The sequence below is a fragment of the Vagococcus fluvialis genome, from assembly GCF_048815235.1.
Lineage (GTDB): Bacteria > Bacillota > Bacilli > Lactobacillales > Vagococcaceae > Vagococcus.
In genome coordinates, this window is sequence record NZ_JBMEAO010000003.1 from 179,847 (window position 1) to 206,213 (window position 26,367).

At 32.9% G+C, this 26,367-nt stretch carries 20 protein-coding genes; 17 read left to right on the forward strand and 3 right to left on the reverse strand.

Going from position 1 to position 26,367, the window contains the following annotated elements; genetic code table 11:
* Nucleotides 1–3: 3 nt before the first annotated feature.
* The 16 genes from ACODH8_RS03365 to ACODH8_RS03440 all read left to right on the forward strand — a co-directional run bounded on the left by ACODH8_RS03365 (nt 4) and on the right by ACODH8_RS03440 (nt 20,364).
* Nucleotides 4–1,077, forward strand: coding sequence for a carbamoyl phosphate synthase small subunit (locus ACODH8_RS03365; RefSeq protein WP_332465389.1), 1,074 nt, complete (start codon nt 4–6; stop codon nt 1,075–1,077).
* Nucleotide 1,078: 1 nt separating this feature from the next.
* Entirely contained in the window at nt 1,079–4,258 is a 3,180-nt protein-coding gene (gene carB, locus ACODH8_RS03370; RefSeq protein ID WP_332465388.1) for a carbamoyl-phosphate synthase large subunit, read from the forward strand.
* A 25-nt stretch (nt 4,259–4,283) separates the two neighbouring features.
* A complete protein-coding gene (locus ACODH8_RS03375) occupies nt 4,284–5,063 on the forward strand; it encodes a dihydroorotate dehydrogenase electron transfer subunit (protein ID WP_332465387.1) in 780 nt (259 codons plus the stop codon).
* The gene (locus tag ACODH8_RS03380; RefSeq protein ID WP_332465386.1) at nt 5,060–5,980 is read left to right on the forward strand and encodes a dihydroorotate dehydrogenase; all 921 of its coding nucleotides are present in this window, start codon (nt 5,060–5,062) and stop codon (nt 5,978–5,980) included. Before ACODH8_RS03375 ends, ACODH8_RS03380 begins: the two co-directional genes overlap by 4 nt.
* The gene (pyrF, locus tag ACODH8_RS03385; protein WP_332465385.1) at nt 5,977–6,690 is read left to right on the forward strand and encodes an orotidine-5'-phosphate decarboxylase; all 714 of its coding nucleotides are present in this window, start codon (nt 5,977–5,979) and stop codon (nt 6,688–6,690) included. The genes ACODH8_RS03380 and pyrF overlap by 4 nt, the downstream gene beginning before the upstream one ends.
* Nucleotides 6,690–7,310 (forward strand): orotate phosphoribosyltransferase, encoded by a 621-nt coding sequence (gene pyrE / locus ACODH8_RS03390; protein WP_420517500.1) that lies wholly within the window; start codon nt 6,690–6,692, stop codon nt 7,308–7,310. The genes pyrF and pyrE overlap by 1 nt, the downstream gene beginning before the upstream one ends.
* Before the next feature lie 95 nt (nt 7,311–7,405).
* Nucleotides 7,406–8,380, forward strand: a complete 975-nt coding sequence (locus tag ACODH8_RS03395) for a diaminopimelate dehydrogenase (protein WP_332465383.1) — start codon at nt 7,406–7,408, stop codon at nt 8,378–8,380.
* A gap of 387 nt (nt 8,381–8,767) precedes the next feature.
* A complete protein-coding gene (glgB, locus tag ACODH8_RS03400; protein ID WP_332465382.1) occupies nt 8,768–10,693 on the forward strand; it encodes a 1,4-alpha-glucan branching protein GlgB in 1,926 nt (641 codons plus the stop codon).
* 14 nt (nt 10,694–10,707) lie between these two features.
* Nucleotides 10,708–11,880 carry a glucose-1-phosphate adenylyltransferase gene (locus tag ACODH8_RS03405; protein ID WP_420517501.1) on the forward strand — a complete coding sequence of 391 codons (1,173 nt, stop codon included), beginning with the start codon at nt 10,708–10,710 and terminating at the stop codon, nt 11,878–11,880.
* Nucleotides 11,867–13,045 carry a glucose-1-phosphate adenylyltransferase subunit GlgD gene (gene glgD / locus ACODH8_RS03410; RefSeq protein ID WP_332465381.1) on the forward strand — a complete coding sequence of 393 codons (1,179 nt, stop codon included), beginning with the start codon at nt 11,867–11,869 and terminating at the stop codon, nt 13,043–13,045. The genes ACODH8_RS03405 and glgD overlap by 14 nt, the downstream gene beginning before the upstream one ends.
* Nucleotides 13,014–14,447, forward strand: coding sequence for a glycogen synthase GlgA (glgA, locus tag ACODH8_RS03415; RefSeq protein ID WP_332465380.1), 1,434 nt, complete (start codon nt 13,014–13,016; stop codon nt 14,445–14,447). The genes glgD and glgA overlap by 32 nt, the downstream gene beginning before the upstream one ends.
* A 19-nt stretch (nt 14,448–14,466) precedes the next feature.
* Nucleotides 14,467–16,869: a glycogen/starch/alpha-glucan phosphorylase gene (locus ACODH8_RS03420; protein ID WP_332465379.1), complete on the forward strand. Its 2,403-nt coding sequence runs from the start codon at nt 14,467–14,469 to the stop codon at nt 16,867–16,869.
* A gap of 16 nt (nt 16,870–16,885) precedes the next feature.
* Nucleotides 16,886–18,712: a glycoside hydrolase family 13 protein gene (locus ACODH8_RS03425; protein ID WP_332465378.1), complete on the forward strand. Its 1,827-nt coding sequence runs from the start codon at nt 16,886–16,888 to the stop codon at nt 18,710–18,712.
* A gap of 149 nt (nt 18,713–18,861) precedes the next feature.
* The gene (locus ACODH8_RS03430; protein WP_332465377.1) at nt 18,862–19,284 is read left to right on the forward strand and encodes a phosphate-starvation-inducible PsiE family protein; all 423 of its coding nucleotides are present in this window, start codon (nt 18,862–18,864) and stop codon (nt 19,282–19,284) included.
* A gap of 62 nt (nt 19,285–19,346) precedes the next feature.
* Nucleotides 19,347–19,976 (forward strand): YfbR-like 5'-deoxynucleotidase, encoded by a 630-nt coding sequence (locus ACODH8_RS03435; RefSeq protein ID WP_332465376.1) that lies wholly within the window; start codon nt 19,347–19,349, stop codon nt 19,974–19,976.
* 187 nt (nt 19,977–20,163) lie between these two features.
* Nucleotides 20,164–20,364 carry a cold-shock protein gene (locus ACODH8_RS03440; RefSeq protein ID WP_332465375.1) on the forward strand — a complete coding sequence of 67 codons (201 nt, stop codon included), beginning with the start codon at nt 20,164–20,166 and terminating at the stop codon, nt 20,362–20,364.
* A 116-nt stretch (nt 20,365–20,480) separates the two neighbouring features.
* On the opposite strand, the gene ACODH8_RS03445 is transcribed toward ACODH8_RS03440, so the two are convergent.
* The 3 genes from ACODH8_RS03445 to ACODH8_RS03455 form a co-directional block, all read right to left on the reverse strand.
* Nucleotides 20,481–21,914, reverse strand: a complete 1,434-nt coding sequence (locus ACODH8_RS03445) for an APC family permease (protein WP_332465374.1) — start codon at nt 21,912–21,914, stop codon at nt 20,481–20,483.
* A 211-nt stretch (nt 21,915–22,125) separates the two neighbouring features.
* Nucleotides 22,126–23,838 carry an NFACT RNA binding domain-containing protein gene (locus ACODH8_RS03450; RefSeq protein WP_332465373.1) on the reverse strand — a complete coding sequence of 571 codons (1,713 nt, stop codon included), beginning with the start codon at nt 23,836–23,838 and terminating at the stop codon, nt 22,126–22,128.
* A 73-nt stretch (nt 23,839–23,911) separates the two neighbouring features.
* Entirely contained in the window at nt 23,912–25,555 is a 1,644-nt protein-coding gene (locus ACODH8_RS03455) for a cell division site-positioning protein MapZ family protein (RefSeq protein ID WP_332465372.1), read from the reverse strand.
* Between the two features lie 175 nt (nt 25,556–25,730).
* Here ACODH8_RS03455 and ACODH8_RS03460 point away from each other — a divergent pair, with 175 nt between their 5' ends.
* Nucleotides 25,731–26,354 carry a hypothetical protein gene (locus tag ACODH8_RS03460; protein WP_332465371.1) on the forward strand — a complete coding sequence of 208 codons (624 nt, stop codon included), beginning with the start codon at nt 25,731–25,733 and terminating at the stop codon, nt 26,352–26,354.
* The last annotated feature ends 13 nt before the right edge of the window (nt 26,355–26,367 follow it).

Here is a 26,367-nt window from a genome sequence, read left to right on the forward strand (position 1 = left end):
TAGATGAAACGATTGTTGATATTAGAAGATGGAACATATTTTGAAGGTGTTGGATTTGGTGCACCTAACATAACAACAGGGGAAGTTGTTTTTACCACAGGAATGAGTGGTTATCAAGAAGTGTTAACAGATCCGAGTTTTAAAGGACAAATGATTCTGTTTACGTACCCAACAATCGGAAATTACGGCATTAATCGAGATGATTTTGAGTCAATGGAACCTGCTTGTAGTGGAGTCATTGTAAAAGATCACGCTCGAGTAGCATCAAACTGGCGTAGTCAAATGACATTAGATGAATTTTTAAAACAGAAAAAAATCCCGGGTATTTCAGGAATTGACACAAGAGCATTAACAAAAAAATTAAGAGAATCTGGGACCATTAAAGGAAGCATTATTGATGTTGTAGAAGATTTAGAGCATGAATATGATCAATTAAAAGCAACTGTATTACCTGGAAATCAAGTGGCAGAAGTATCAACCACTAAAGCTTACAGTATTCCAGGAACGGGAAAAAATGTTGTTGTCGTTGACTTTGGTATGAAGCATTCATTACTAAGAGAATTAGTATCAAGAAAATGTGGTGTTACTGTAGTACCTTACAACTATTCAGCTGAACAAATTTTAGCTTTATCTCCTGACGGGGTTCTATTATCAAATGGACCTGGAGATCCTAAAAATGTAATTGACGCAACAAAAATGATTAATGGCATTCAAGGGAAATTACCAATTTTCGGTATTTGTTTAGGACATCAATTACTAAGTTTAGCTAATGGTGCTGATACATTTAAACTAAAATATGGACATCGTGGCAGTAACCATCCTGTAAAAGAAATTGCTTCAAATAATATTTACTTTACATCTCAAAATCATGGTTACGCGGTTTCAAGAGACAGTTTAGACACAACAGATTTAATGATGACACATATTGAAATTAACGATGAAACAGTTGAAGGAATCAAACATAAAAAGTATCCATCATTCTCAGTGCAGTTCCATCCAGATGCAGCACCTGGGCCACATGATGCGGTTTCACTTTTTGATGAATTTATTGAATTAATGGATAACTGGGGGAAATAAGATGCCAAAAAGAGATGATATTAAAAAAATACTAGTGATTGGCTCTGGCCCAATTATTATTGGTCAAGCAGCAGAATTTGATTATGCCGGAACACAAGCTTGTCTTGCTTTAAGAGAAGAAGGATATGAAGTAATTCTGATTAATTCAAACCCAGCAACTATTATGACAGATAAAAATATTGCCGATAAAGTATATATCGAACCCATTACCTTAGAGTTCGTAGCTAAAATCTTACGTAAAGAAAGACCAGATGCTATCCTTCCAACACTTGGTGGTCAAACAGGATTAAACATGGCTATGACTTTATCTGAAAGTGGTATTTTAGAAGAGCTAGACATCGAACTTTTAGGAACTAAATTATCAGCTATTGATCAAGCAGAGGACAGAGATTTATTCAAACAATTAATGGAAGAATTAGGTGAACCTATTCCAGAAAGTGTCATTGTAAACACAGTAGAACAAGCTCTAGATTTTGCTAAAGAGATTGGTTATCCCTTAATTGTTCGTCCAGCATTCACTTTAGGTGGAACTGGTGGAGGTATGTGTGACGATGAAGAAAGTTTAATAGAAATTACTAAAAATGGTCTTCATTTATCACCGGCAACTCAGTGTTTAATTGAAAAAAGTATTGCTGGATACAAAGAAATAGAGTTTGAAGTTATGCGTGACTCAAATGACAACGCTATTGTTGTGTGTCACATGGAAAACTTTGACCCAGTTGGCATTCATACAGGGGATTCAATTGTATTTGCTCCATGTCAAACCCTTTCAGATGTTGAAATTCAATTACTAAGAGATGCTTCCTTAAAAATTATCAAAGCCTTAAAAATTGAAGGTGGTTGTAATGTCCAACTTGCTATTGATCCACATAGCTATAAATACTATGTGATTGAAGTAAACCCACGTGTTAGTCGCTCATCAGCATTAGCAAGTAAAGCAACAGGTTTCCCAATTGCAAAATTAGCTGCAAAAATCGCAGTCGGTTTAACTCTTGATGAAGTAAAAAACCCAGTAACTGAAACAACTTATTCAATGTTTGAACCAAGTTTAGACTATGTCGTTAGTAAAATTCCTCGTTGGGCCTTTGATAAGTTTGAAAAAGGAAATAGAATTTTAAGTACTCAAATGAAGGCAACTGGTGAAGTAATGGCTCTAGGTAGAACTATTGAAGAGTCACTATTAAAAGCTGTTAGATCTCTTGAAATCGGCGCATATCATATCGAGTTAGAAGAGTTAAAAGAACTCTCAGATGATGAAATCACTTATGGCATGATTAATGCTCAAGACGACAGACTTTTCTACGTAGCAGAAGCCATTAGAAGAGGAATTACAATTCATGACATTGCTAACTTTACTAAAATTGACTTATTTTTCTTAGATAAAATTTTACACATTATCGAAATTGAAAATGAATTAGCAGAAAATGTTGACTCCCTTGAAGTACTTAAAAAAGCTAAGAACTTTGGATTAGCCGATAAATTAATTGCTGAGAAATGGAATCAATCAGAAGCAGCTATTTACGAAACGAGAAAAGCAAATGATATTTTACCAGTCTATAAAATGGTAGATACTTGTGCAGCTGAATTCGAATCAAAAACGCCTTACTTCTATGGAACATATGAAACAGAAAATGAAAGTATTAAATCTGACAAAGAATCGATTTTAGTTCTTGGTTCTGGGCCAATTAGAATTGGACAAGGAGTTGAATTTGACTACGCAACCGTTCATTCTGTTCAAGCGATTCAAGCAGCAGGTTACGAAGCAATCATTATGAACAGTAACCCAGAAACAGTTTCAACAGACTTCTCAATTTCAGACAAATTGTATTTCGAGCCTTTAACATTAGAGGACGTTATGCATGTGATTGAACTAGAGCAGCCAAAAGGAGTTATTGTCCAATTTGGTGGTCAAACAGCGATTAACCTAGCAGAAGGCTTATCAAAAAATGGCGTACACATTATCGGAACAACCATTGAAGATTTAGATCGTGCTGAAAATCGTGATAAATTTGAGCAAGCTTTACAGGAGTTAGGTGTGCCACAGCCAAAAGGTGCTACAGCAACAAATGTTGAAGATGCCATTAAAATTGCTGAAGAAATTAAATACCCAGTCTTAGTTAGACCAAGTTACGTTTTAGGTGGTCGTGCAATGGAGATTGTGTGGAGTACAGAAGATTTAAAACGCTACATGAAAGAAGCCGTTAAAGCTTCACCTGAACATCCAGTTTTAATTGACCGCTACTTACTCGGAGTAGAGTGTGAAGTCGATGCGATTTGTGATGGAGTAGACGTCTTACTACCAGGAATTATGGAACATATTGAGCGAGCTGGAGTTCACTCAGGAGACTCAATGGCTGTTTATCCACCACAAAACTTATCTCAACAAGTTATTGATAAAATCGTTGATTATACCAAACGTTTAGCTTTAGGATTAAATTGTCGCGGAATGATGAATGTCCAGTTTATCGTTCATGAAGAAGAGGTTTATGTGATTGAAGTAAACCCAAGAGCAAGCCGAACAGTTCCTTTCTTAAGTAAAGTGACTGAAATTCCGATGGCTCAAGTGGCAACAAAGTGTATTTTAGGAGAGTCTTTAAAAGAACAAGGTTATGAAAGTGGACTTTATAAAGAATCTAACTATGTTCATATCAAAGCACCTGTATTCTCTTTTGCTAAGTTACATGAAGTTGATACGCAACTTGGACCAGAAATGAAATCAACTGGTGAAGTAATGGGAACAGACATAACTCTAGAAAAAGCTTTATACAAAGCCTTTGAAGCAAGTGGTATGCACTTACCAAATTATGGTTCAGTATTGTTTACAATTGCTGATGAAACCAAAGATGAAGCGTTAAAATTAGCTAAGAGATTTAGTAATATTGGTTATGGATTAATCGCAACTGAAGGAACAGGAGAGTTCTTTAGAAGTCATGGATTGGAAGTTAAGATTGTCTCAAAAATAGATCAAAGCGGTCAATTAAATGTACTAGATATTATCCGCTTAGGTCAGACTCAGCTAGTTGTGAATACAACTGGGAATGAATCACAACCAAAATCTGACGGTTTTAAAATTAGACGTTCAACTGTAGAGAATGGTGTACCGTTAATGACATCATTAGATACAGCAGATGCTATATTAAAAGTACTAGAAGATAGAAGTTTCTCAGCTATAGCATTATAAAAAAACAAAAAGGAGAGGGAAGAATATGAAACAAGAAATGATGCTCGTTGTTGAGCAAAAAGAGATTGCAAAAAATATTTTTGAATTGACCTTGAAAGGAGAATTGGTGAAACAGATGGCAACATCTGGCCAATTCATTCATATTCGTGTCCCTCGCTCTGATTTGTTATTAAGAAGACCAATCAGTTTAGCAAGTGTTTCAATGGAAGAGTTAACCTGTAAAGTAATTTACCGTGCTGATGGAGATGGTACTAAAGCAATTAGTGAACTGACATCTGGAGATAAATTAGATGTTATGGGCCCTCTAGGAAATGGTTTTGATACTAACTTTATTCAAAATGAAGATTTGGTTTTCATTGTAGGTGGAGGGATTGGCGTTCCTCCTTTATATGAACTAGGAAAACAATTAAAAGAAAAAGAAGCTAATATCGTTTTTATGCACGGATTTGCTAACAAAGATGCTGTATTTTATGAAGAAGAATTCTCAAAATTAGGTGAAGTTATGATTATAACGGATGATGGTTCTTATTGTCGAAAAGGTCATACAGGACATTTAATTGAAGCATCTTTAGAAAAATATGGCCAACCTAAAGCAGTCTATTCATGTGGACCAACTGGTCTTTTAAGAGCTGTTGAAACAAAATTTGCTGATCATCCTCACGTATATTTATCAATGGAAGAACGTATGGCATGTGGTGTTGGTGCATGCTACGCCTGTGTGTGTCAATCAAAAACGGATCCAACAGAAAACAAAAAAGTGTGCGATGAAGGCCCAGTATTTAAGTTAGGAGAGATTATCATATGAGTCGATTAAGTGTGAGTTTACCAGGATTAGAATTAAAAAACCCAATTATGCCTGCTAGTGGATGTTTCGGTTTTGGGGATGAGTATGGAAAATACTATGATTTAAGTTTATTAGGTTCCATTATGGTAAAAGCTACTACCTTGGAGAAACGTTATGGAAATCCTGCTCCTCGTGTTGCTGAAACACCAAGCGGTATGCTAAATGCGATAGGATTACAAAATCCTGGTTTAGAAACTGTTATGGCACATCAATTACCTAGTTTAGAAAAATATGATTTACCTATTATCGCTAATGTGGCAGGTTCTTCAGAAGAAGAGTATGTAGCAGTTTGTGCCAGAATTGGAGATGCTCCTAACGTTAAAGCTATTGAGTTAAATATTTCTTGTCCAAATGTTAAAGAAGGCGGAATTGCCTTTGGTACAAGCGCAGAAGTAGCAGCAAGTTTAACAAGAGCCGTTAAAAAAGTGGCTAAAGTACCAGTTTATATTAAATTATCTCCTAATGTTACTAATATTGTTCCGATTGCAAAAGCGGTAGAAGAAGCTGGCGCTGATGGTATTACGATGATTAACACACTTTTAGGGATGCGCATTGATTTAAAAACAAGAAAACCAATTCTTGCTAATGGAACAGGTGGTTTATCAGGCCCAGGCATTAAACCAGTTGCTATTCGTATGATTAATGATGTAACTCGCGCTGTTAATATACCGGTTATTGGTATGGGAGGCGTTAGTACTGTAGATGACGTGATTGAAATGTTTTTAGCAGGAGCAAGTGCTGTAGCTGTTGGAACAATGAATTTTACAGATCCGTACATTTGTCCTAAATTAATTGAAGAGTTACCTGCAAAATTAGATGAATTAGGAATTGAATCGATTGAAGCATTAATAAAAGAAGTAAAGGAGTCACGTCAATGAACAGACCAATAATCGCATTAGATTTTCCAAATCAACAAGATGTTATCGTTTTTTTAGAACAATTTCCAAAAGAGGAATCATTATTTGTTAAAGTCGGTATGGAATTGTTTTATAAAGAAGGACCACAAATTGTTAAACTGTTAATTGAAAGAGGCCATGATGTTTTTTTAGATTTAAAACTTCATGATATCCCTAATACAGTCCAATCAGCAATGAAAAATATTGCTTCATTAGGTGTTAAAATTACTAATGTTCATGCTGCTGGTGGAAAAGAAATGATGAAAGCAGCACTTAAAGGACTTGAAGAAGGAACTAAAGAAGGTAACAACAGACCAGAATTAATTGCAGTAACTCAGTTAACATCGACAAGTGAAGAACAAATGCAACATGATCAATTAATTCAAGTAAGTTTAGAAGAAAGTGTTGCTCATTACGCTAAAATGACAGCTGAATCTGGATTAGATGGTGTGGTGTGTTCCGCTTTAGAAGTAAAAAAAATTAAAGACGAAACGAATGAAAAATTTGTTTGTTTAACACCAGGAATTCGTCCGACCAACGCTGCTGTAGGAGATCAAAAGCGAGTTGTAACACCAAGCCAAGCTAACCAAATAGGTTCAACTTATATTGTAGTTGGCCGTCCGATTACACAATCTTCAACGCCTTACGAAAGTTATATTACTATAAAAAATGAATGGAATGGGGAAAAGTAATGAAACAAATTGCAGAAAAATTATTAGAAATTAAAGCGGTGGCTTTAAGTCCAAATGAACCTTTTACATGGGCAAGTGGTTTGAAAAGTCCAATCTATTGTGATAACCGCTTAACAATGAGTTTCCCAGAAGTTCGTCGTTTAGTTGCTAAGGGATTAGCTGAAAAAATCAAAACAGAATTTCCTGAAGTGGAAGTGATTGCTGGGACTGCAACTGCAGGAATTCCACATGCTGCGTGGGTAGCAGAACTATTAGATTTACCAATGGTTTACATTCGTGGAAAAGCGAAAGATCATGGTAAAAAGAATCAAATTGAAGGGCAAATTTCAGAAGGACAAAAAATGGTTGTGATTGAAGACTTAATCTCAACAGGTGGAAGTGTTCTTGAAGCTTGTGTTGCAGCTGAAAATGAAGGTGCTAATGTATTAGGAGTTGCAGCAATCTTTACTTATGAATTGCCTAAAGGAATTGAAAATTTTGCAGAAGCAAAAGTTCCTTTCATTACTTTAACAAACTATACAGAGTTAATTGAAGTAGCAACAGAAAAAAACTATATTGCTGAATCGGATGTTGATTTATTACAACAATGGAAAAAAGACCCAAAAAATTGGCAAAAATAATACCTTTTAACTAGACTAATGGATAAAAAAACGGTATGCTTTTTTCAACACTTTTTATGAGATAATGATTAAAATTAAATGTTGGAGGAATGAGTATGCATAATATAGCTATTGTCGGTTATGGAAACCTAGGCCGAGGTGTTGAATTAGCTTTAAAAAATCACGATGATCTTAATCTAGTAGGAGTATTCACCAGACGAGATCCAAGTCAAGTAAGTACCATAGAGGTGAAAGCTTATACCATGTCAGATTTATTAACGATGACAGAAAAAATAGATGTTTGTATTTTATGTGGTGGATCTGCAACGGATTTACCAGAGCAAACGCCTGAACTTACAAAGTATTTTAATACGGTAGATTCTTTTGATACTCACGCCTTAATTCCTGAACACTTTGAAAAAGTAGATCAAGTGGCAATGGAAAATAAACATGTGTCAATCATCTCTGTTGGATGGGATCCAGGATTATTTAGTTTAAATCGTACCCTAGCTGAAAGTATTCTACCTAAAGGAAACACCATTACTTTTTGGGGTAAAGGAGTTAGCCAAGGACATTCAGATGCGATTAGACGAATTAACGGTGTTAAAGATGGGATTCAATATACATTACCTAATGAAGAAGCAATCAGCGCGTTTAAATCTGGAAGTGTTACGGAACTTGCTACAAGTGAAAAACATACAAGAGAATGCTTTGTTGTGTTAGATGACAGTGCTGATGCTGAAAGAATTCGTGAAGAAATCGTCACTATGCCTAATTATTTTGATGAGTATAATACTACAGTACATTTTATTTCTCAAGAGGAATTAGAGCAAGAGCATAAACAAGGAATGCCACATGGTGGAAAAGTTATTCGTGTAGGACAAACAAGTGATGTGAACAAAGAAGTAATGGAGTTTTCCTTAGCGTTAGATAGTAACCCTGAATTTACAGCAAGTGTCCTCGTAGCTTATGCTAGAGCTTGTGCTAAATTAGCTAAAGAAGGTGTGATGGGAGCTCAAACTGTGTTTGATATTGCACCTAAATACCTATCAAAAGATTCTAATGAATTATTGAGAAAACATTTATTATAAAAAAGAAAACAATTATCGTTTATTACGGTAATTGTTTTTTTATATTAATAATACATTATTAAAAAAAGAAACAATTGTTATCTATTTTGTTTTTTTCTCATTATTATTTTTTAAAGCTATTTGAAATATTAAAATTAAATAGTGAATAATGTCACTTAATTACTGTTTGTAAGTTATGTATCAGACTTAAATAGATAAAAACATTAATATCAATTGGAGCTAAAAAAAGGTTTTCAACTAAATTTATACAAAGAAAAATGAGTATTTGTTAAAAAAACGTTATTTAAATATAAAAAATGCTCGTTTTTTTACATTTGTTTGTGTTATGATATTTTTATAAAATATTGTTTTACTCAAAGCATTAATGAAAGGGTGATGATTTGATTTATGGCTGTAAAAGAACCAAATAAATCCAATGATACAAAATTAGATGGGAAAGATCTCTACATAACAGGAGAAAACTTTGTTAGTCAAGAAACATTAGGGGTTCACAAAGAATATATAAATGAAGAAATAGTATACTCCTTTCGAGTGTGGGCTCCAAATGCACAAGAAGTCTTTTTAGTAGGGGATTTCAACGAATGGCAAGATACTTTACCAATGATAAAAGATGAGGCGACAGGCATTTGGGAAATTAGGAGCACTATACCTAATGAATTTGATTTTTATAAATACCACATTACTCAAAATAACGGTAGAAAAATAATGAAGTCAGATCCTTTTGCTAGAATGTTCGAAAAACGACCTAATAATGCGTCTGTAATTTATATAGAGAATGAAAAGAAATGGAAAGACGCTCTATGGAAGGGGAGAAATAAACGGACGAATCATTCCAAGCGACCTATTAATATTTATGAAGTACATGCTAGCTCATTTAAGCATAAATTAAGTGGTGAATCCTATACCTTCAGAGAATTAAAAGAGGAGCTAATACCTTATTTAATAAAAATGAACTATACCCACGTTGAATTTATGCCTTTAATGGAACATCCTTTAGACCAATCTTGGGGCTATCAGTTAACAGGATACTTTGCTTTATGTTCAACTTACGGCACTCCTGAAGAATTTAAAGATTTTGTTGAAGCGTGTCATTTGAATAATATTGGAGTGATTGTTGATTGGGTACCTGGTCATTTTTGTATTAATGATGATGCTTTGGCTTATTTTGACGGAACCCCTCAATTTGAATACATAGATGAAGATCGAGCAATGAATCGTAGATGGGGGTCTATTAATTTTGATTTAGGAAAACCTGAAGTTCAAAGTTTTCTGATATCAAGTATTTTGTATTGGATTGAGAATTTTCATATTGATGGTATTAGAGTAGACGCTGTTTCAAGTATGATTTATCGAAACTATGACGATGGTCCTTATACGTTAAACCATGAAGGTGGAAATGAAAACCTAGAAGGCTGTTATTTCCTAAAAAAATTAAATGCTGTAGTGAAATACAAGCATCCTGACGTATTGATGATTGCTGAGGAAAGTTCAGCGGATACTAAGATTACAGGAACAATAGAAGAATCTTTAGGTTTTGATTACAAATGGAATATGGGATGGATGAATGACGTCCTAAAATTTTATGAAATGGATCCTTATTACAGAAAAGATAATTTTAATCTTATGACTTTTTCTTTTATGTACATGATGGAGGAACGTTTCATTCTACCTCTTTCTCATGATGAGGTTGTTCATGGTAAAAAAAGTTTAATGCATAAAATGTGGGGCGACCGCTATAAACAGTTTGCTCAGCTAAGAAATTTATATACGTTTTTAATAACTCACCCTGGGAAAAAATTACTATTCATGGGAAGCGAGTGGGGGCAATTTTTAGAATGGAAATTTAATCAACCCTTAGAGTGGATAGATTTAGAAGATGAATTAAATCAGAAAATGCAATCATTTACTTCTTCGCTAAATGATTTATATAAAAATGAAACATCACTTTGGGAATTAGAAGATAGTCGTGAAACAATTGAAATTATTGATGCTGATAATAGAGATGATACAGTTCTATCCTTCATTAGAAAAGGTAAGAAAAAGAAAGATTTTCTTATTGTTATTTTAAATATGACCCCTGTTGAAAGAAAAGATTTTCAAATCGGTGTCCCTTATGAGGGTGAGTATCAAGAAATTTGGAATACTGAAATGAAAGAATTTGGTGGGACATGGGAAGCACATAATAGTAATTGTGAAAGTTCAAACGATGAAATGAAACATTTTGATCACTCCATCAAAACAACAGTTCCAGCATTAGGAGCCTTAATTATTAAGCCGAAGCAAATTAAAATAAAAAGAACTAACAAAAAATAGTTGAAAGGAGGCTGATGGATGAAAATTCATCAGAAGTATTTATGAAAACAGAAACTTTAGCAATGATTTTAGCAGGTGGAAAAGGATCAAGACTTGGTAAATTAACAGAAAATATTGCCAAACCAGCAGTACCTTTTGGAGGGAGATACCGTATTATTGATTTTACTTTAAGTAACTGTATTAATTCCAATATTTCAAATGTTGGGGTCATTACACAATACGAACCACTTGTGTTAAATTCTCATTTAGGAAATGGTGAGAGTTGGGGATTAGACGGAGTTAATTGTGATTTAACCATTCTTCAACCATTTTCATCTAACGAAGGAAGTAAATGGTTTGAAGGAACTGCGCATGCTATTTTTCAGAATATGGACTACATTAACAGAATGGATCCAGAATATGTCTTAATCCTTTCAGGGGATCATATTTACACAATGGATTATGAAAAAATGTTAGAAGATCATAAAAAAAATAACGCTTCATTAACTGTTTCTGTTATTGAAGTACCTACGGAAGAAGCTTCTCGCTTTGGCATTATGAATACTGATAAAGAAAATCGTGTGGTTGAATTTGAAGAAAAACCAGAAAATCCTAAAAATAACCTTGCATCAATGGGCATCTATATTTTTAATTGGGCACTTTTAAAAGAGGTTTTACTATCTAAACATGAACAAGAAGATACAATGTTAGATTTTGGTCAACATGTTATTCCTTTCTTTATCGAAAGTGGCGAACCAGTATATGCTTATCGCTTTGAAGGCTACTGGAAAGATGTAGGAACAGTAGAATCATTATGGCAAGCGAATATGGAGTTTATTAACCCGGAAAACGAATTAAACATGAGAGATAGAAATTGGCGTATTACAACCAAACATCATGTCTCACCACCTCAATTTGTAACAGAAAATGCTTCAGTCAATGACTCATTAATAGCTAATGGCTGTCATATTTCAGGGGATGTTAAAAATAGTATTATTTCAACAGATTCACAAATTGGAGACGGAGCACAAATCAAAGATAGTATCATTATGTCTGGTGCTAAAATAGGGAAAAATGCAGTGATTTCAAAAGCTATTATTGGAGAAAAGGCTCAAGTAGGTGACTTTACTGTTATCGAAGGAAATAAAGAAGTTGCAGTTGTTGGAAATTCAGAAATAATAGGAGAATACTTTAATGAAGCCAAATAAAACATGTGCCATAATTGCAGATATTAAAAAAAGAGATGGGTTACTACCTCTGACAGCCAAACGACCAGTATCTTTGTTACCATTTAACGGTATTTATAGAATGCTAGATTTAAATCTTTCAAATATTAAACTGGCGAATATTAACTCAATATTTATGATTTTTAATCAAGGAATGACAAACTCTGTAATAGATCACATTAGTGGTGGAAAAGAGTGGAATTTAAATAACCTTCCAAATAGATCATTTATGCATTTTTACCAAGAAGATTTAGAAAATGAAGAAGATCACTACTATGATGCAATCATTGAGTATATTGAAAAATCAGATTCTGAGTTTACTTTATTTATGGGAAATAAAATGTTATATAATATTGATTTAAATGAAGTTCTTAATGTTCATAAAACGCATAAAAAAGATATAACAGTAGTTTATAAAAAAATGCCAAGTGAAAAATTAACAGCTGATGAAATCATATTTGAAATGAATGAAGAGAATCAAGTAATTCATTCAAGTCAGTACATCCCTAAGGCTAACACAAACTCAATTGAAAATATGTTTATTAATTTATCTGTTGTAAATTCAGAATGGTTAGTAAACGAGCTTAATAAATGGAAAAAACAACCGACAATTACTAAGGTAGAAGATATTATTAGAGAAATGATTAAAACTAATAAAACCTGGGCGTATGAGTATGATGGTTATTTAAGTAATATTCATGATATTAAATCTTATTATAACGCGAACATGTCAATGCTAAATTCTGATAAGTATTTATCTTTAGCTGAGGCTAGTAAAATGATTTACATGAAAAATGTGAACGAAGTGCCAACCTATCATTCTTCTTCAAGTGAAGTTAATAATAGTCAGATAGCAGCTGGTTGCTTAATGTATGGAAATGTAGATCATTCAATACTTTCTACCGGTTCTGTTGTTAGAGAGAATGCGACAGTTAGTCATTCAATTGTTATGTCTAAATCTGAAATCAAAGAAAATGCAGTTGTAGAATTTGCTATTTTGGATAAAAATGTGGTTGTAGAAGAAGGCGTAAGAATAGTAGGTACTGCTGAAAATCCAATAGTTATTAAAAAGAACAGTATCGTAACAGAAGATTTAGTAACGGAGGAATCAGTTAATGAACGTGTTATTTTGTACAGCGGAATGTAGTCCATTCTTTAAAACAGGGGGCTTAGGAGATGTAGCAGGTGCTCTTCCTAAAGAACTAAAGAAACAAGGCGTAGATGTAAGAGTGGTATTGCCTTTTTCTTCAAAAATTTCCTATGAGCTACGACAACAATGTGAAGAAATTTATGTCTTTACCGTAAATGTAGGATGGAGACAACAATATTGTGGTATTAAGTATCTACATTTAAATGATATCGACTACTATTTTATTGACAATGAATATTATTTTAATCGACCTAATATTTATGGTGATTATGATGATGGCGAAAAATTTGCTTTCTTTCAAATGGCTATTATTGAGATGATGGAAAAAATAGACTTTATTCCAGATGTGTTACATCTTAATGATCATCATACGGCTATGATTCCATTTCTACTAAAAGAGAAGTACAACTGGATAAATTGTTATCACGGAATTAAGAGTATCCTTACGATTCATAACTTAGAGTTCCAAGGTCAGTACGGTTCAGATATTCTACCAGAATTATTTGGTATGGGAACTGAAAGATATGACGATGGAACGATTCGTTTTAATGATGCTGTTAATTTTATGAAAGCAGGAATTCTTTATGCTGACCGTATTACAACGGTTAGTCCTAGTTATGCTAGAGAGATTCAAACGCCTGAATTTGGTTTTGGACTAGATCCGATTTTAAGAATGGAATCTCATAATTTAAGTGGTATTTTAAACGGAATAGACTACGATTTGTTTGACCCAGAAACAGATGCATTGTTACCGTTTCACTACAATGAAAAGAAACTTGAAGGTAAAAAACTAAACAAACAGGAATTACAAAAAAGAGTTGGGTTACCTGTTCGAGAAGACGTACCAGTTATTGGTATTGTTAGTCGATTAACTTACCAAAAAGGTTTCCATATTTTATTAGCTGAGATGGAGAATTTGTTACAATTTGACGTACAGATTGTGTTATTAGGAACGGGAGATCCTAATTTTGAACGTCAATTTAGTTATTTTGGTTATCATTATCCTGAAAAAGCCAGTATGAATATCAACTTTGATGTGGCTCTTGCTCAACAAATATATGCTGGAAGTGATTTATTCTTAATGCCTTCAGGTACTGAGCCTTGTGGTTTATCTCAAATGATGGCGATGAGATACGGAACGCTACCCATTGTTCATGAGATTGGTGGCTTAAGTGATACAGTGACTCCGTACAATCCGATTACAGGGGAAGGAACTGGATTTGGATTCAACGAGTTTAACTCATATCAATTAATGGAAGCTATTAAAAAAGCTATTTTCTTATTTAAAGATTACCCTTCGATTTTTAACAACTTAGTGCAACAAGGGATGGAAAAAGATTTCAGTTGGAATCAATCATCTCATAAATATATATCACTCTATACAGAACTAAACGGATAGAAATGAAAGGTGGAGAAGTATGACATTAACGAAACAGGATTTTAAGAAGGAATTTGAAAAAAGACTACAAGAAAGATTTGCTTTATCGATTGAGGACGCTTCTAATCAAGAACTTTATGAAACTTTAGGTAGATTGGTGACTTCTCATTATAGTAAAAATTGGAAGGAAACATGGGAAAAGCGTTACGACCAAAAGCAAAAACAAATGTTTTACTTTTCTATTGAGTTTTTACCAGGAAAAATGCTTAAGAATAACCTATTAAATCTAGGTATTCTTGAGACAGTTACAAATGGTTTAAAAGATTTAGGTATTGAATTAGATGATTTAGTAAATGAAGAACCAGATATGGCTTTAGGTAACGGTGGTTTAGGAAGATTAGCATCTTGTTTTATGGATTCTTTAGCTTCTATTGAAATGCCTGGTAACGGAATGGGAATTCGTTACGAGTGTGGATTGTTCAAACAAAGATTTATTGATGGTCACCAAGTAGAGTTACCAGATGAGTGGTTAACAAGTGATAACATTTGGGAAGTTCGTCGTGAAAGTCAAGCTGTTAACGTTCATTTTGGTGGAAGTGTTGAGCTAAGTCAAAGTACAGATGGTCAGTTAAGACCAACTTATACAGATGGTTACACCATTCGTGCCGTACCTTATGACACAGCCATGACTGGTTATGAAAACTCAACAGTCAATGACATGCGTTTATGGAGTGCTGATATTAGTGAAGTTGATCGTATTAACTTCCAACACTTTAAAGATCGTAAAGAATTAGATTACTTAACATCAGTTCTTTATCCAGATGATTCAGATGATAGTGGTCGTCGTTTTAGATTATCACAAGAATATTTCTTTGTTTCAGCAGGGATTCAAAATATATTAAACCAATACAAGTTGTTAGAAGTACCTGTATCAGAAATCAATGACTATGTTGCGATTCATATTAACGATACTCATCCGGCATTATGTGTCCCTGAATTTATGAGATTATTAATTGATGAAGAAGGTTTATCTTGGGATCAAGCTTGGGAAATCACTGTTCAAGTAATGAGTTATACAAATCATACCATTATGCAAGAAGCCTTTGAAAAATGGCATGTATCATTAATAAAAGAAGTTTGTCCAAGAATTCTTCAAATTATCGAAGAAATTGACCGCAGATATGTTGAATCAATGACGGGTAGATTAGATCATGATTTAATTGAACGCACTCGTATAATTCAAGGCGAGCAAGTTCACATGGTACATTTATGTATCATTGGTTCTCACTCAACGAATGGTGTGGCGAAACTTCATTCTGAATTACTTCAAACTGAAGTGTTAAAAGATTTCTTTGAAATTTATCCAGATCGTTTTAATAATAAGACAAATGGTATTGCACCAAGAAGATGGTTACAATTAGCGAACCCACTATTATCAGAAACACTAGATAATAAAATCGGTAAATCATGGAGAAGTAATATTCAAGATTTAGAATTATTAATGAAACATCAAAATGATAAAAAATTATTGGCTGAATTAGCTAAAGTTAAACTAGAGAACAAAAAGAGATTGGCGGATTACATTAAAGAGCATAACAATGTTGAAGTTTCTCCAAACGCTATTTTTGACGTCCAAATTAAACGTCTACATGCTTATAAACGCCAATTAATGAATTTAATGCATATTCTAAAACTTTACTTTGATTTAAAGGATAATTCCAAATTAGATGTAACACCACGCGTATTCATCTTTGGAGCTAAAGCAGCACCAAGTTATCGTTTTGCCAAATCAGTTATTAAATTAATCAATGAAACAGCTGAGTTAATTAATAACGACAAAGATATTAACGATAAAATCAAAGTGGTATTCCTTGAAAATTATAACGTGAGCTTAGCTGAAATTATTATTCCAGCAGCAGATGTGAGTGAACAAATTTCTCTAGCTTCTAAAGAGGCATCTGGAACGTCTAACATGAAATTTATGATGAATGGTGCTGTAACTTTAGCAACTCTTGATGGAGCTAATATTGAAATAAAAGATGCTGTTGGTGATGACAATATTGCTATCTTTGGTTTAACTGAAGAAGAAGTTTACCGTTATTATGATGAAAGAAACTATGATTCAAAAGATTTATACAACAATAATTTAACCATTAAACGTGTAGTAGATGCCTTTATTGATGGAACAATTCCAAATTCATCAGTAGAAGGACAAGAAATTTATGATTCATTAATTACTTACAATGATGAATTCTTCTTATTAAGAGATTTTGTCGCTTATTGTGAAGCACACGAGTGGATTGATCAAAGTTACAAAAATAAAGATAAGTGGAGCAAGATGAGTTTAGCTAACATCGCTCATGGGGGACATTTTTCTGCAGATGAGACTGTAAGACGTTACTCTGAAGAAATTTGGAACTTAAAGCCACTTCAAGAAGATTAAAAGAAGGTGATTTACTTTGGATATCCAATTTAATTCTTGGTTACCAAAATTCAAGCAGCCGTTTGGTGCTGTTAAAACTCAATCGGAAGTTACTTTTCAGATTGAACTAAATGGTGATGAAAAGATTCATGATGTCTCTTTACTAATAAATAAAGACTCCGAAACTTCTCAGGAATTCAAAATGGATAAACAGAATGATAATCAATACAGCTATGTCTTTGATATGAATCAAGGACGAGGGCTGTATTATTATTGTTTTAAGGTCTATGCTGAAAATAATGGACATCACTATGTTTTATATTATGGAAAAAATCAATTTAGTGGCTCTGGCCGTCAATATTGTCATTTTGAAGAAATTGATTGGTATCAATTAACCTGTTATGAGCAAGAGGATAATGCGCCTAAATGGTATCAAGAGGCTGTATTCTATCAAATATTTCCAGATAGATTTAATAATGGGAACAAAGATAATAAAGTTAATTATCCGAAGAAAAATACATTTATTTATGGAACTCAAACTGATAAACCAATGTATATTAGAAATGAAGATGGTAGTATCAATAGATGGGATTTTTTTGGAGGTAATTTACTAGGAATAAAGGGGAAGATACCTTATTTTAAAGAACTTGGTATAACAGCTTTATACTTAAACCCCGTATTTGAAGCTACAAGTAATCATCGTTATGATACCAATGATTACTTTAAAATTGACCCGATGTTAGGGACTAACGAAGAATTTAGAGAACTAGTGGATGAACTTCATAAAAATGATATCAGAATAATTTTAGATGGTGTTTTTTCTCATGTTGGAAAAGACAGTAAGTATTTTAACTACTCTAGAAATTACGGCGAAAATGAAGGAGCTTATCAAACAAAAGAATCTCAATACTTTGATTGGTTTACATTTCATGAGTATCCTAATAATTATGAATCTTGGTGGGGAATAACAGATTTACCAGAAGTGAATAAGTGGCATCCTGATTTTCAACAGTTCATTTATGGTAACGAAGGTGTGCTTGATTTTTGGCATTCCTTTGGGATTGATGGGTGGCGAATTGATGTAGCTGATGAATTTCCAAACTTCTTTTTGTCTGGTTTAAGAGATCGGTTAGAGACCTTTAAGGATAATGTGTTGATAGGTGAAGTTTGGGAAGATGCTTCCAATAAAGTCGCTTACGGAGAAGATAAACAATATGCGACTAATAGAGATTTGCATGGTGTCATGAACTATCCTTTTAAGGAGATTATTTTAGATTTAGTGAATCAAAATCACTCTCTAGTACATTTAGGAAGTCAATTACTAAATATCATAGAAAATTACCCAATGTTCTTCTTAAATAACGCTTTAAATAATATTGGAACTCATGATACAAAAAGATTGTTAACAGAATGTTATGATTCTGTTGATAGAGTCAAACTAGCTTTTACCATATTGTTTGTTTTACCAGGAGTCCCCTGTATTTATTACGGAGATGAGGTAGGAGTAACTGGAGGAGCAGATCCTGAGAATCGAGCTTTTTATCCTTGGTTAGATGGAAATGAGTCTCTGAAGGAAACATGTCAAGAGCTGATACAATTAAGAAGAAATCAATCGGCATTAGTAAATGGAACGTGTCACATATTGATAGATGAAGAAAATCATTTATTAGGTATTCTAAGAAAAGACAAAACTAATCAATTTTTTTCAATATTTAACTTTACAGATGATGACAAACCTTTTAAAAAAGAGAATTGGTTTGGTTTAGATATGGAAAAAGCAGAAGTTGATAATTTGTTAAACCAATTTAGCTATCCTGACATAGTGGTTAAAAATAAAGCAATCTTTTTTCAAAATAATATTTAAATAATAAATACTCACAATCAAAACGATTAAGTTTCTAGTTGTGAGTATTTTTTTGTGAAAAAATATGATAAAAAAGAATTGACTGTTTATTTAGTTATAGATATTATTAATTACTGGTAAAAATATAAATTAAAGAAAGGAGATTTTTTATGGTAGAGCTCTATAAAAAAATTCTTGAAAAAGTAATTAAAAGTTTTCTATTTATCTTAGCCACATTAATTGTTATTTACATGGCGAGAGACCTAATTGAAGTGTTCAAAATTATTATGACGGCTCAAATTAAAGGATCACTAGTGGAAATATCTGATTTTATTCTCGCTTTTTTTATGCTGTTTGAGTTTATTGTGATGATTATTAAGTATATTGAAGATACACATAATATTCCGATAAAATATCTAGTTATCATAAGTATTACAGCAATACTGAGACAATTACTAGTAGTTCATGATAACGGACTCCAAACGTTATTCCTAACATTGTCTATTTTAATTTTAGTAGTGGTATTATTTGTCATTGAGTTAATTAAAGAAAAAGAAATTAATCGAGGCAAATACAAAAAAGAGAAAAAATAAGCGAAATCATTGACTAACTTTTTAAACACGCGTATGATTGTTAAAAGTTTAGAGGTGATTATATGGGATTAAATGAATTTATTTTAGGTTTAAATAGTTTAGAAAAAATTAATCGAGCACCAGGTTTCTTTAAATATACAGAACATACAGTAGCTGCTCATTCGTATCGAGTGGCTTCTATTTCTCAAGTTTTGGGAGATATTGAGGAGCTAAATGGTGTGACGATTAATTGGAAATCGTTGTATGAAAAATCTTTAAATCATGATTACACGGAACGATTTATTGGAGATATTAAAACGCCTGTTAAATATGCTAGTAAAGAACTTAGAGGTATGCTGCAAACTGTAGAAGAAAAAATGACCGAAGAGTTTATTACCCAAGAGATTCCTAAAGAATTTCAAGAAATCTATCGTCGTCGTTTATTCGAGGGAAAAGATCAAACGGTGGAAGGTGAGTTATTAGCGATTGCTGATAAAATAGACTTATTGTACGAATCATTTGAGGAGATTGTAAAAAATAATCCCGAAGAAGTCTATCAAGCGATGTTTATTGAATCAGTTCAAACCATTCAGTCATTTTCTCATAGACCATCTGTTATTTATTTCTTTGAAGAGATCTTTCTAGAGTTGCTTAGAAAAGATTTCTACGGAAAAGAAGATTTTATGGTAAGTATTAATAATATTATTATGTAAACTGGATAAATTTTATTAAATATATGTTAAAAAAGCATTGTAGTCTATATAATGGTATGTTAGAATAGTTATTGTAGTAATTGGATACGAGATTAGGAAATATTTATATTATATATAATTCTCCTATTAAGCGTCACATTTATTGCAAGAATACGCGTACAAAGATGCGCAATAGGAGGAAAAGCACATGGCTAACGGTACAGTAAAATGGTTTAACGCAGAAAAAGGATTCGGATTCATCACTCAAGAGGACGGAACTGACGTATTTGCTCACTTCTCAGCTATCCAAGGTGAAGGATTCAAAACTTTAGAAGAAGGACAAGCAGTTTCTTTCGACGTAGAAGAAGGACAACGTGGACTTCAAGCAACAAACATCGTTAAAGCTTAATTATAGCTTTCTTAAACACTAGAGATTTTATCTCTAGTGTTTTTTTATATTTATTTTTTGTTTTTTAATCAAAAAACAGCTCGCCAATGAATGGCAAGCTGTTGATTAAACAATTATTAATTGTTTTTTTGCGCTTTTCTAGCAAAGTAAGGGAAAATTAACCCTAAACTAATTAAAATAATTGGTGTTAAGATATTCATGATTAATTGGAAGATGAAAGCTCTTGGCTCATCAGCATAAGAAATCTTTGGTACAGCTCCTAGAATACAAGCAAATGCTGTAAATAAGAAGCACCATAATCCTACCATATAACCAATTTTTGGGTTTTTAATGAATTTGTAATCTGATTGGAATTCTTTATGCATTTTGTTAACCATCATATAAGCAAAGAATACCCATAGATAGCGTAATGGCATAACAATTGAGTTTAGGTTAAGTAACCATTTATAGTTTTCATTCATGTTTTCGATTCCTAAACCAGGAACAATGATCAAGATACTTACTAAGATTCCTGTAAGGATATATCCTTTAACAGGTGTTCCACTACTATTAGTTTTTGAGAAGCTCTCTGGAATAAATTCTTTATCTGAGTCAGCTAATAAAATCTTAAGTGGTGCATCAATTGAGAACGCAAGAGCTGAAATTTGAGCAAGCATTTGAGCGATTGCATAGATGATAACAAAGAAGTTACCAACTTTATAATAAGCACCCAGTCTTCCAAAAGCTTCATAAGCTCCATTAGCCATTAAATCGTTAGGGATGTTGTTAGAATCAAATAACATTCCCATTGAGAAAGATCCTAAGATGGCACAAACTGCAATCATAATAGCTAATACAAGCATTCCTTTAGGGAACTCTTTAGAAGCATTTTTTGTTTCATTGACATAAGGTGAGATTTTTTCAGCCCCACCTACGGCAAATACTAACATTGAAATAGTTGTGAAATAGGCAAAGTCAAATTTTGGCATATAAGATTTAATATTCCCCATATCAGGTGTTGCAAATGTTGCGCCAGTAATAGCTGGTGCTGATACAGCAAGTAAAATGAATAATAAAGACATAATAAACATAGCTGTTCCGGCAATTCCACCAATACGTTTAAGTGTTGTTAAACCTTTTGATGAGATCCATAAAAAGAATAGGAAAATAATTAAACAAATAAATGCAATAGTAGTAGCACTCGCTGTATTAATAAAATCTCCATTTTGTTTAAAAATCCAACTAATGGAAATTAAAATTCCTTGTGGTTTTTGAGCTAGGTAGGGGATATGTACAACCCAATAAGTCCATGCTGCAAAATAACCAATTTTTTTAGTAGTCGTATTTTTAACCCAACTACTAACTCCTCCAGTACTGTCTTTAAATGTTGAACCTAATTGACCAACAATCAAAGCATAAGGAACAAAGTAAAGAGCCATAATTAATACCCATGACACAATAACAGATAAACCTTGTGTAGCGTAGTTATTTACGACGTTTCCAAGTCCCCAAACAGATACAAAGGCAATGATGGCTACGTTATACCATCTCAGTTGCTTTGAATCTTTCATGTTATCACTCCTTTTAATTTTTGATACCTTTTCTATGATAATGATTTTTAATCTAAGTGACAATCAAATTTTCACAAAAATGAGACCAAATGAAGATTGGGTTAAAAATCATTCCTAAATATTAATATTAGATAACAAAAAATAGTCAATTTGCAATGTTATTATAGTAATAAAAAAGCCTCTGAGGATTAATCTCAGAAGCTCTTAAGTATTAGATTATTTGTCCTTGATTATTTAATGCATTTTCAACAAACTCTTTTTCTGGTGTAATAAAAAGGGTTTGTTGATTCTCATAAATAACAAATCCTGGTTTAGCTCCGTTTGGCTTTTTGACATGTTTCACTTGAACATAATCAACAGGAACTTGTGAAGATAAACGATACTTAGAATAATAAGCAGCTAGTTTAGCTGCTTCTAATAAAGTAGATTCATCAGGATTAGAATCTCGAATGATGACGTGAGAGCCTGGAATGTCTTTAGCGTGTAACCAAATATCGTTTTTAGAGGCTGTTTTAAGCGTCAACTGATCATTTTGTAGATTATTTTTACCAACTAAGATAGTTGTTCCAGTTGTGGAAATAAATGTTTCTGGACTGCTTTTCTTAACTGTTTTCTTTTTAGATTGCTGTTTGTCTTTAATGTATTTTTCAGCAATAAGTTCTTCCCGTATTAAATCAATATCTTTTGGAGAAGCTAGATCTAATTGATTTTCAACTGATTCTAAATAAAGTAACTCGAAACGGGTTTTTTCTAATTGCTCTTCAACAATTTTTACGCTTGTTTTTAATTTTTGGTAACGTTGAAAGTATTTTTGAGCATTTTGATTAGGTGACAAAGCTTCATTTAGAGAAATATCTATTAATTCGTTCTCTTCGTAATAGTTTTCTAGCTGTACTGTCTTAGCTCCACGAGGAACTTGATGCAAGAAGGTAGTAAGAAGTTCTCCCTTAATGCGGAATATTTCAGCATTTTCAGCATCCACTAATGATTTTTCTAATTTAGTTATTTTATTTAATAACTTAGATTGATCGTTTTTAACTTTTCTAAATAGCTCCCCAGCTTGTTGTTTCACACGATCTCTTTCAGCTTTCCCTTCATAATAACCATCTAATAAAGAACTTAATGAAGCATAAGAAGTACTATCATCTCCTAAGGTATGAAACAGGATAGGAGTAAAAAATTCTTTATTATTGTAGTGATAAAGGAGAGGGAATACTTGATTGTCTAGCTCGTTGAAAAAGCTATTCCAGGTGTTAAAACGCTCTTTAGAATCTCTTTGTAAACGATAAGCTAATTCAGTTGCAGTGTCTTTTCCAAAACCTTGAAAATTGGTTTGAAGAAAAGAAGCATCTAAGGAATCTGTTGTATTGATTAATTCAAATAGTTTATTGTCAGAAACAGTAAATGGATTAATTCTCTCTTGTTTAGGTGGAGCGATATAAGTGATGCCTGGTAAAATAGTTCGATAAGAATTCACACTAGAACCAAGATGTTTTATAGCATCAATTATTTTTTCTGTCTGTTGGTTATAAAGGATAATGTTACTGTGTCGACCCATTAACTCAATAGATAAGATAATATTTTCTAAATCACCTAGCTCATTACGGTTAGAAAAAGTAAAATTAATCACTCGGTCGTTATCAACTTGTTCAATTGAGTGAAGGATACTCCCTTCTAAATATTTACGCATCACCATACAAAAATTGGGTGGGGTAGGCGGGTTCTTATATTGTATATCTGTTAATTGTACGCGAGAGTATGAAGGGTGAGCAGACAATAGTAAGGTTTGATTTTTACCTTGGCTACGAATAATTAACATTAATTCATTTTCATAAGGTTGATGTATCTTAGAAATTCTGCCACCAACTAATTGATTGGTTAATTCTTTTGTCATCAGGTGTGTAAAAATACCATCAAAAGACATAGTAAAACCTCCATTTTTTTAGTAGTAATAGAAAAAAGAGACCTGTTGTTTCGAGCAACAGGTCTCTTACTTTTTAATTCGGGCCATTTCCTTTGAACCAACCAGTTTTAGCGTTGATTGTGACAACGTAAAGTGGAAATTCTTCTGGTTTGCTTTTCGGAAATATTTTTGAGTTGGTTGTTGCGTAAAGGTCGTAGAAACCTTCGCCATTTTCAACATATTTAGGAACAAGTGTATATCCGCCTTCAACAACATAGCCACGACTGATAACTTCAGAAATAACTTTTTCCTGAACACCAGGTGCCCAAGCCCAAGCGGCATCATTGTAATCGATAACAGCATCTTCACGGTTACCCCAACGGTAGTTACCGCCAGGTCCTGTTAGTTGACCATTATTTGCTGTGTTGTTGTTATTATTGATTATCGGCTCAGGGGTTGTTTCTGGTGCCAATTTAGCTAAACGTTCTTGCTCAGCTTGTGCGGCTAAGGCTTCTTGTTCTTTTTTCTTTTCGTCAGCTTTAACTAAGAAAGTATCGACCTCTTTTAACTGCTTGTTATACTCTTCTTTAGCTTCTTGGTCTTTTAGCTCATTGACTAGTTTTTCAGCAGCTTTATAATCATCTCTAGAGGCATTTTTTACGACTTCATTATCTTTAAAGACAAGCGCCATTTTTTCACTTACTTGTTGTAAAATTTCCTTTTGAGCTTTTGCTTCTGCTAAGGCTTTATTAAATAAAATATCAAAGCCATCTTTTTCTTCCTCAATAGGAGTTAGTCCTAAAGCAGAGTCATCTTTAACAAAAACGTCAGATGCAAGTGATTTACCAGTCATAATTGGAGATTTAAAGAGAGTATTAACACTTTCTTGTTTCCCAAATTTAATTTCAGCTTCATTCACTATTTTTTCAAGTTGATCATAATTTGATGAAGTTTTTAGTTTAGTCACTTCATTTTTTGCTTTTTCAATATCTTCTGATGTAATTCCTTCTTTTAAAAAGACTTGATCTTCGGAAGTAAACAAAGAAGCCAGATTACTCTCAGTTGTTTTGACAAGTTCAGTTTCAGCTTTTTTTGCTGCTTCTTTTTGTTGATTAGAGTAAAAAGTACCACCACCAATAGCAAGAACAGTCGCTGCCGCCAAACCAATGATTGCTTTTTTCTTTTTATTCGATTTGTTCTCTTGAGTGGATTGAGAGGGGATCGTTTCCTCGTTTTCAACTATTGGAGATAATACAACCTTGTCTATTGTTTCTTCCAGAACGGTTTCATACGTAGTGTCAGAGTTATCTTCCGTAGTAGAGATTTCTTCAACAAATGCTGTTTCTTCAAAAGTTAAGTTTTCATTATTGTCTTCTTCTGACATATCAACACTAGCTTCAGTCTTCTCAATCACTTTTTCAATAGGAAGTTGAGGTAAGCTATCGACTTCTGAATTGCCAACTTTTTCTTCAGTCACAGTCTCATTTTTTTCTGTTAGTTCATCTGTTTCATCATCAACTTTTTTAGTGCGATGTTTGAAACGAGATTCAGTTTGGTTATTAGCTTTTTCTTTTTCTTCTATTTCTTTGAATGTCTTAAATTGTTTGGTTTGATTGGGGTCAAAATTGTTTTCTTCTTGTTCGCTAACAGGGATAAACAAATCACAGTTAGGGCAAAACTCTTCCCCGTCTTTAAATTGATGACCACAATTAGGACATTTATTTACTTTATTTGTCAAAATAGTTACGCTCCTAATCATTTATAATATAGCTTTACAATTATACTATTATATACTAATCTTGGCAAAAAATATAGATAGAACCATTATAAGAGCATCATTGAAATAGTTTCTATTCTCAATCAAAACAATTTAGGTTATAATTAAGCCATTATGATTTTAAGGTGGTATTTTAATGAGTAGCATAATAGATGAGCTTACGAGTCTTTTGAAAAAGAAAAAAACAATCGCATTATTAATAAGCTTAGTAATCGCGATAATATTAATGAATGTCTTAATCAAAGTTTTCAGAGACGACATAAGAGAGCAACAAATTGTGTCCGTTGGTGATGTTGTTTATGTTAATAAGCAATTTATTCCAATCAAAGAATCAGAGATTGCAAAAATAACTAAAAATAAAGAGCTCACAGTCTTAGCTTTAGTTGAAACAGCAGATAATAAGGGATTAAAAAAAGTTGAAAAAATGTTTGATTCAAAAACCCCGATAGAGGGACTTCCTAAACAGGTCTATGTTTATGAACCAGTTTACGATAGTGCTCAAATAAAAAAAGAATTAAGTATTAAGGATAAAAATACATTTATTGTAATCGAAGATGGGAAAGAAATAGACCGCGTGTCTTTTAACGACTTAGCTATTGGGTATGAAGAGATAGTTGATGAAATTGATACTATTGTCAATCCGAAAATCAACAGAAAAAATCCAGTTCGTGTTGCTACTGAAGATACTGTTAATGAAGAACTTAATCAAGAGGCAGCAGATAACCAAGGAACTCATACGTCGGAAGTTACTTTTGAATAAGTGTTGACATTTA

Coding starts and splice junctions, on each gene's coding strand:
- ACODH8_RS03365 (WP_332465389.1), top strand. CDS start 4: ATGAAACGATTGTTGATATTAGAAGATGGAACATATTTTGAAGGTGTT.
- glgD (WP_332465381.1), top strand. CDS start 11,867: ATGAAGCCAAATAAAACATGTGCCATAATTGCAGATATTAAAAAAAGA.
- ACODH8_RS03445 (WP_332465374.1), bottom strand. CDS start 21,914: ATGAAAGATTCAAAGCAACTGAGATGGTATAACGTAGCCATCATTGCC.
- carB (WP_332465388.1), top strand. CDS start 1,079: ATGCCAAAAAGAGATGATATTAAAAAAATACTAGTGATTGGCTCTGGC.
- ACODH8_RS03430 (WP_332465377.1), top strand. CDS start 18,862: ATGGTAGAGCTCTATAAAAAAATTCTTGAAAAAGTAATTAAAAGTTTT.
- ACODH8_RS03420 (WP_332465379.1), top strand. CDS start 14,467: ATGACATTAACGAAACAGGATTTTAAGAAGGAATTTGAAAAAAGACTA.
- ACODH8_RS03440 (WP_332465375.1), top strand. CDS start 20,164: ATGGCTAACGGTACAGTAAAATGGTTTAACGCAGAAAAAGGATTCGGA.
- glgB (WP_332465382.1), top strand. CDS start 8,768: ATGGCTGTAAAAGAACCAAATAAATCCAATGATACAAAATTAGATGGG.
- ACODH8_RS03395 (WP_332465383.1), top strand. CDS start 7,406: ATGCATAATATAGCTATTGTCGGTTATGGAAACCTAGGCCGAGGTGTT.
- ACODH8_RS03380 (WP_332465386.1), top strand. CDS start 5,060: ATGAGTCGATTAAGTGTGAGTTTACCAGGATTAGAATTAAAAAACCCA.
- ACODH8_RS03375 (WP_332465387.1), top strand. CDS start 4,284: ATGAAACAAGAAATGATGCTCGTTGTTGAGCAAAAAGAGATTGCAAAA.
- ACODH8_RS03405 (WP_420517501.1), top strand. CDS start 10,708: ATGGATGAAAATTCATCAGAAGTATTTATGAAAACAGAAACTTTAGCA.
- ACODH8_RS03460 (WP_332465371.1), top strand. CDS start 25,731: ATGAGTAGCATAATAGATGAGCTTACGAGTCTTTTGAAAAAGAAAAAA.
- ACODH8_RS03450 (WP_332465373.1), bottom strand. CDS start 23,838: ATGTCTTTTGATGGTATTTTTACACACCTGATGACAAAAGAATTAACC.
- glgA (WP_332465380.1), top strand. CDS start 13,014: ATGAACGTGTTATTTTGTACAGCGGAATGTAGTCCATTCTTTAAAACA.
- ACODH8_RS03435 (WP_332465376.1), top strand. CDS start 19,347: ATGGGATTAAATGAATTTATTTTAGGTTTAAATAGTTTAGAAAAAATT.
- pyrE (WP_420517500.1), top strand. CDS start 6,690: ATGAAACAAATTGCAGAAAAATTATTAGAAATTAAAGCGGTGGCTTTA.
- pyrF (WP_332465385.1), top strand. CDS start 5,977: ATGAACAGACCAATAATCGCATTAGATTTTCCAAATCAACAAGATGTT.